This window comes from Paenimyroides ummariense (assembly GCF_900115115.1).
Classification (GTDB): domain Bacteria; phylum Bacteroidota; class Bacteroidia; order Flavobacteriales; family Flavobacteriaceae; genus Flavobacterium; species Flavobacterium ummariense.
The window spans coordinates 23,755-30,721 of sequence record NZ_FOVI01000033.1 but is presented as its reverse complement, the minus strand read 5'-3'; the positions used below and the strand labels follow the sequence as shown (position 1 = coordinate 30,721).

Below are 6,967 nucleotides of genomic sequence, written 5' to 3'. Positions count from 1 at the left end.
CATCCAATCATTGCATTCATGTATTTTTTTAATAAGGACCCCCTGCAACTTAATTAAACTCAATACTTATGAAACATCGTTTTTTTCATGAGGCAATCTCTAAAATCAATAAAAAGGAAGATAGGCTTACCATGAAACCATCCAAAATTATTGAAGAGTCATATTCAATGACTTTACTTCTTAAAGACTTGTTGTCCGAATTAAAGGAATTTGTAATGAACTCAGATTTTGAAAACGAACTACAGGAAATAGACTTTTTTAAAAACATCAAACCCCAGATACTTGGTAAGCTGATTTTCTACAATAAGGTTTATCGTATGGAAATTGCCTGTCCGGTACCAAACGGCAAATTGATGTTGCAGTATTTTTCTTCTAAACTGGAACAACTGAAAAAAACATTTAAAGAGCATACGGTTTCATCAGATTTTTATCGGTACTACCGTTCTAACCGTTGTGATTTGGACGACCGCTTTTTCCGTCTGGGAAATATAGAATTTTACAGCGGATTAAACAGTGTGGCATTTGAAATGGACCCCCAATTTTCTACTTATTACGATTATAAGGTTTCCAGAATAATATCTGACGATCTGCTATATCAATATTTGTTGCGCCGCCTGGATCCGGATGACGCCGAGAAGCTGGGTGATGAAGTTTCATTGGAAGCTTACTCTAAAGATATCTATTGGACGGATTCTAAAAATGCTTTGATAGAATTGGTTTATGCCTTGCACGCGACAGGCGCGGTGTCGAACGGTCGGGTTGGAATTACCAAACTGGCGATGATTTTTGAAATGGCATTCAGAATCAAGCTGGGTGACCTCCATCATTCATTCCACCGCATGAAAGACCGTTCCGGAAGCAAAACGTATTTTTTGGATCAACTGACTACCAATCTGGAAAAGTATATGCACAAGGATTTAGACTGACTTTGTATGCCAATAAGATGCCCATAAAACAGCTGTTCCCAGGTTGTTTTATGGGCATTTTTTGTTTTTAATGTATAGTTGCTAATATGTTTTTTCTAGATAAAGATTGATTTTTTTCACTTTTCATGGGTACTGCTTGGTAGCTACTTGGCGAATCAAGGTCTTTTGTTGGCGCAATTTTGCCCTGTGCAACAGTACCGATCCCTGTGGTTATGTGAAGCCAGCTTTCGGGGATCGGTTTTTTAAAAATCTTATGATGAATATAGACAGAACAGAATTTATTGCATGGATGAAACGAATTATCCAACGCTTTGATTTAGTAGACGAACTGCTTAAAGTGAGGAACACGCGTTTGGAAACAGTTGACGGAGAGGAACTTTTAGACAATCAGGATCTTTTACAGCTTCTTAAAGTTAGTGCCCGTTCCCTGCAGCGTTACCGGTCGGACGGTAAGCTTCCATATTACAGTATCAGCGGAAAGATTTACTACAAACGCTCTGATGTGGAACAGGTAATACGGGAGAGTTATTCCAGATCGGTGGCGGAACGAAAGAAGAAGAAGGAACTTTAGTGACTGCTGCTGCCAAATATTGATTGTCTTCAATGTGTTTAGCTTAGTTTGTTTTAACAATTTAAAAATATAAATCATGGATGAAGAAAAAGTAGATAAAAAAGCAGATGAACAGCCCGCAGATGTTCTATTGGTTCGTAGTAAGGACGAACAAAAAGTCCGGGCAGTGAAAGGTGTTGATGACAAAGGTAATATGCAGACCGTTAACCCAATCAGAAGAAATCAAAATCAGTTCATGCGCGTAGACAAACACGGAGATCTGTTCTCGAATTTCTTTTCAAACTTCTTAAGCCAGTTAAGGGATCCTTCTTCTTTTTCATTTTTCAGAGTCCCTTTGGAAAGTGCAGTCGATATAGGACAAGAGGTAAATAAGAGGTTGGTTGATAAGGATACATCAGTGCTTGAGCAATTGGAAAAGTATGCAGTTAAAAATGAAAATAAAATGAGTAATAAAAATTCAAACAATATGGAAAATACACAGAAAGCGCAGGAAAATGCTACGGAAACACAGTACCGTTACGATCCGAAAAAAATCGACTGGGAAATGATGTCTGATATCGGTTTAAGCGAAAGGGAATTAATTCAAAGGAACATGATGGATCCTTTGTTGAAAGGTTATAAGACTAGTGAACTGGTGCCTTTGGTATTGAAAGTTGGGGCTGCAGAAGCTCGGATGGATGCCCGATTGTCACTTAAAACAAATGAATTGGGTGATGTGGTTATAGCTATCCACGGAATCAGAAAGGAACCTAATTTGAAGTATCCATTGTTTGGTCACGAATTTACCGATGAGGATAAGAAGAACTTATTGCAGACCGGGAATATGGGTAGGATAGTGGATATGGTAAATCCAAAGACCAACGAAGTAATTCCCTCAATTGTCAGCTTGGACCGGCTGACTAATGAAGTGGTTGCGCTTCCGGCTGAAAGGATAAAAGTTCCCGATGAGATTAAAGGAGTAAAGTTAGATGATGTGCAAAAGCAGACGCTTTTGGAAGGCAAACCGCTTTTTCTGGAGGGAATGATCTCTAAGAAAGGAGCAGAGTTCGATGCGACTGTACAGTTTAATGCGGATAAAAGATATGTTGAGTTTTTGTTTGATCGAAATGTTCCTAATAAAAAAACGGTCAGTGAAGAGAATTTAGTTAGTCAGGGTGAACCGAAAGAAGCTTCAAAAGTTTTTCGGGGGAAAGAACTTACCGACCAGCAGCATAATAAATTCAAAGCAGGTGAAACAATTTACATTGACGGACTGATTGATAAAAAAGGACAATCATATCAAGGGTATATTACTTTTAATCAGGACACAGGAAAAACGGACTTTGCTTTTCCGGGACAATTGAAAGAAAAAGCCAAACCTGCTGAAGAATTTAAAACGCAGGTTGCTGTAAACTCGGATGGAAAGAACAACGAGAAAACAAATAAGATTAAGGAGCCTTTGAAGCGGTCGCAGAACACTCCTAAAGACAAGAAGCAGAAAGTTGAGCAGGAATCTGGTGTTAAGGATAATAAACAGACAGTAGAGAAGAAAAAGGGCAAGAAAATTTAAGCGATGAAGACAGTTATAGCAGAAAAGCCGAGTGTGGCACGAGAGATTGCTGCCTTACTTGGCGCAGATACAAAGAATGACGGTTTTTTTTCAGGGAATGGTTATTTTGTTACTTGGGCATTCGGACATCTGGTTGGTTTGGGTATGCCGTCGGACTATGGTATCTCAGGTTTTAGCAAAGATTTGCTTCCCATACTTCCAAATCCCTTTTTACTGACGGAACGTAAAATAAGGGTTGAAAATGATTGGGTAGCTGATAAGAATGCTGTCAGACAACTGAAAGTTATCGAAAAGCTTTTTCAAAAAAGCTCTGGTATTATCGTTGCGACTGACGCGGGTAGGGAAGGGGAACTGATATTCCGTTATCTTTATGAGTTTCTTGGTTGTTCTAAGCCATTTCAACGTTTGTGGATCAGTTCGCTTACCGAGAAAGCAATAAAAAAAGGTTTTGAGAACCTAGTATCCGGTTTTGAATTTGACGGATTGTATTTTGCTGCAAGGGCTCGAAGCCGCGCTGACTGGCTGGTTGGGATCAATGCTTCACAGGCACTTAGCGTGGCTGCAGGGGACGGCATATATTCTTTAGGTCGGGTACAGACGCCTACTTTGGCATTGATCTGTAAACGGTTTTTAGAACATCAGAATTTTGTTGTTAAACCGTTCTTTCAAATTGAACTATTGCATAACAAACAATTCATATCTTTTAAAAGTATTTCAAAGAACAAATGGGAATCAAAAAGAGAATTACAGCAGGCACGGAATTCTATTGAACGTAACGGTTCGGTTGAAGTGTTTTCGGTTGAAACAAAAATTGTTACAGAACAGCCTCCTTTGCTTTTCGATCTTACCGGCTTACAGAAAGAAGCAAATAAACTGTTGAATTTATCTGCAGATGAAACCTTAAAGATTGCGCAGCTATTATATGAAAAACAGTTTATCACCTATCCCAGAACAGGAAGCAGATACATACCGGGGGATGTTTGGGAAGATATTCCGAAATTAGTCGGTGGCTTGATGGTTCGGGATGATTGTCGGGAAGTGACATCCAGACTAAAATTAGGACGTTTGAATAAGCGGATTGTCAACGATCTACGGGTTACCGATCATCATGGATTGTTAATTACTGAAAAAATTCCTTCTGCCTTATCGGCTAAAGAAGCTGCAGTCTATGATCTGATTACTTTCAGATTGTTGGAAGCGGTTTCTGATGCGTGTATCAAACAACAGACAAAGGTTGGTTTGCAGGTATTGCATTATGAATTTGGATTGAATGCAACTAAAATTATCGAACCGGGCTGGCGTGCTGTTAAAGGTTCTTTTGAAGAAGTTGATTCAGATTTGATGGAATTGGAATTACCTGAATTGAAGGAAGGTGATGTGTTACGTATTAAATCTGGTAGCATACTTGAAAAAAATACAAAACCACCCTTGCTTTATACAGAAGCTTTTCTTTTGTCTGCAATGGAACACGCAGGCAGAGATATTGATGAGAAGGAGGAACGTTCTGCATTAAAGGATGTAGGAATAGGAACACCTGCAACTCGAGCTTCCATTATCGAAACTTTATTTTCCCGTTCGTATATCCTTCGGGATAAGAAATCATTGGTTCCAACAGAAAAAGGATTGCAGGTTTATCAATTGGTTAGAGATTTTAAAATTGCAGATATTGCTATGACTGCGCAATGGGAAATTGCTTTGCATAAAATTGAAAATGGCGAATTAGAAGCGGCTTTGTTCGAAAAAGAAATGGAAGATTATACAACTTTAATTACTAATGAATTATTAAAATTAAAGTTTGATCGCGAAGAACTACCTGATCTGACTTGTCCTAAATGTAAAAGCAGTTCATTGCTAATTAGAGATAAGCTGGTAAAATGCACTGGTTCATCTTGTGATTGGATTCAGTTGAGAATGGTTTGTGGAGTACAATTAAGTGTCTCGGATATTGAAAGTTTGGTCAATTCTGGAAAAACATCTTTAATTACAGGACTGAAAAGTAAATCAGGTAAAAAGTTTAGTGCCTATATTGTATTGGATGCTGAAGGGAAAAGCCGTTTTGAGTTTGTAAAAAAGCACATTTAAGTACTGAAAATATTAGACTTTTTTTCAACTGATATATAGTTAATTAATTAATGAGTGAATCCTTTGTAACTTACAAAGGATTCACTCATTAGTACTCTATGAGAAGCTTAGTAATAAAAATATCAATCTTTATCAAATGTTTACTACTAGCAGGTCATTTATTTCGTTTTTGTTTAATTTTGTATTGTTTGTTCTTAATAAAAAGTGTTAACTTTAACATAATTTTTTAAATAAAATATATTATATATTAGATAAATATAATAATCAGTTAAACATATTATGACACAAAAACTATTTTTATTTATAGCATTTTTATGTAGTCTCAGCTTAATGTCCCAGAATGCAGCTCTAGACCCCTCTTTTGGAAATGCCGGAATAGCAGTACATCCACACCTAAGTACCGCTGAAATTAAATGTTTCGCTTTTGATAAAAACGGAAGTATTATAAGTGCGGGTTATGCCCAGCAAGGAGGACCAGGAAGCACCGATTATCAGTTAACATTAACAAAAACAGATAAAAAAGGACTACTTGATAACACCTTCGGAACAAATGGAAAGGTGACTACTGTGATAGGACATTCAGAATCTCCACAGGATATCGTAATTCAAGGCGATGGAAAAATTATCGTAGTAGGTGAAGTCAATTTAGGACCTACACCTAATTCTCCAGGAACATACGTAGGATTCGCTGTTCGTTATAATATTAATGGAACATTAGATACTTCATTTGGTGCAAATGGAATTTACAAACTGACATCTTCAAAACAATTTCTTTCTGTTATGGTTTTATCCAATGGTTCAATTATTTTAGGGGGTAATACTTCTATAAACAATGAGTACCTTGCTATATTGGTTAAATTAGACAGTAACGGAGCTGAAGACAGCCAGTTTGGAAATAATGGAGTACTTTCTTTAACATCTGTCAACTACAAGTTCTCAATGGGTGAAGCTATTCTTTTAAACGATGGCAAGATTTTTTGCGTAGGACTTGAATACAGCGATATTCTTAATCATTCGAAAAGTACGTATTGTAAAATTGATATTCAAGGAAATTTTGATACAACATTTGGAACCAATGGAAAAGTAGTAGTTGATCTTTTCAATTACAATCCGATGCAAAACATTACCGAGTATCTACATACAACCCGAGAATTACAGAATGGACAAATCGTAATCGGGGGTACTGAATTAGATCCTTTTTTACTAAAAATTAATTCAGATGGCTCCTTTGATACTACTTTCGGAATAAACGGTATGAAGATTCTCTCATACTCTTTCAGACCAAGGGTAATAGCAACTCAAATTGATGGAAAAATTATTATTGGGAGTGGAACAAAGTCTGCTCTGGGAGGGCTTGCATATCGCATTGTGCGTTTTGACAATGATGGTGATTTAGATACTACTTTTAATAATGGCAAAGGTCTGGTGGATATTGATGCATCACCAGGAAACGATTGGTTGAACCACATTAAGATACAAGGAAATGATACACTTGTTGTCGGTGGTTCCTCAGTATTAAACTCTAATAATAATTTTACTTTAGCCCGACTACTTTTAGATACTCCTTTATCCGTAGAAAATTCTGTAGAACAATTTATAAAAGTTTATCCGAATCCATTTGATGATCGTTTTTATATAGAGGATTTCAATGAGTTAGTAAAAATCGTTAAGATATTTGATAGCATGGGTAGAATTATTAAAACAGTTTCGGAAACTAATACGACCCATGAAATACAAACAAATTTTGCAAGTGGAGTTTACTACGTTAATATTGAAACTAAAGATGGAAGAACAATAAATAAAAAAATGATTAAAAAATAAAAGGACATCACCGGGTTA

At 36.8% G+C, this 6,967-nt stretch carries 5 protein-coding genes; all 5 read left to right on the top strand.

Annotation, left to right across the window (positions count from 1 at the left end; all coding sequences use genetic code 11):
* Positions 1-68 precede the first annotated feature (68 nt).
* The 5 genes from BM253_RS15425 (at position 69) to BM253_RS15405 (ending at position 6,949) form a co-directional block, all read left to right on the top strand.
* Positions 69-926 carry an RteC domain-containing protein gene (locus BM253_RS15425; protein WP_091526088.1) on the top strand — a complete coding sequence of 286 codons (858 nt, stop codon included), beginning with the start codon at positions 69-71 and terminating at the stop codon, positions 924-926.
* Between the two features lie 256 nt (positions 927-1,182).
* Complete coding sequence (locus BM253_RS15420; protein WP_091526089.1) at positions 1,183-1,497, top strand: helix-turn-helix domain-containing protein; 315 nt, start codon at positions 1,183-1,185, stop codon at positions 1,495-1,497.
* 166 nt (positions 1,498-1,663) lie between these two features.
* Positions 1,664-3,046, top strand: a complete 1,383-nt coding sequence (locus tag BM253_RS15415; protein ID WP_317040971.1) for a DUF3945 domain-containing protein — start codon at positions 1,664-1,666, stop codon at positions 3,044-3,046.
* A gap of 3 nt (positions 3,047-3,049) precedes the next feature.
* Positions 3,050-5,128 carry a type IA DNA topoisomerase gene (locus tag BM253_RS15410; protein WP_091526085.1) on the top strand — a complete coding sequence of 693 codons (2,079 nt, stop codon included), beginning with the start codon at positions 3,050-3,052 and terminating at the stop codon, positions 5,126-5,128.
* Between the two features lie 279 nt (positions 5,129-5,407).
* Positions 5,408-6,949 carry a T9SS type A sorting domain-containing protein gene (locus BM253_RS15405; protein WP_091526083.1) on the top strand — a complete coding sequence of 514 codons (1,542 nt, stop codon included), beginning with the start codon at positions 5,408-5,410 and terminating at the stop codon, positions 6,947-6,949.
* Positions 6,950-6,967: the final 18 nt, after the last annotated feature.

Excerpts from the sequence above, each read along its gene's own strand:
- BM253_RS15425 (WP_091526088.1), top strand. The coding sequence starts at position 69 with ATGAAACATCGTTTTTTTCATGAGGCAATCTCTAAAATCAATAAAAAG.
- BM253_RS15420 (WP_091526089.1), top strand. The coding sequence starts at position 1,183 with ATGAATATAGACAGAACAGAATTTATTGCATGGATGAAACGAATTATC.
- BM253_RS15410 (WP_091526085.1), top strand. The coding sequence starts at position 3,050 with ATGAAGACAGTTATAGCAGAAAAGCCGAGTGTGGCACGAGAGATTGCT.
- BM253_RS15405 (WP_091526083.1), top strand. The coding sequence starts at position 5,408 with ATGACACAAAAACTATTTTTATTTATAGCATTTTTATGTAGTCTCAGC.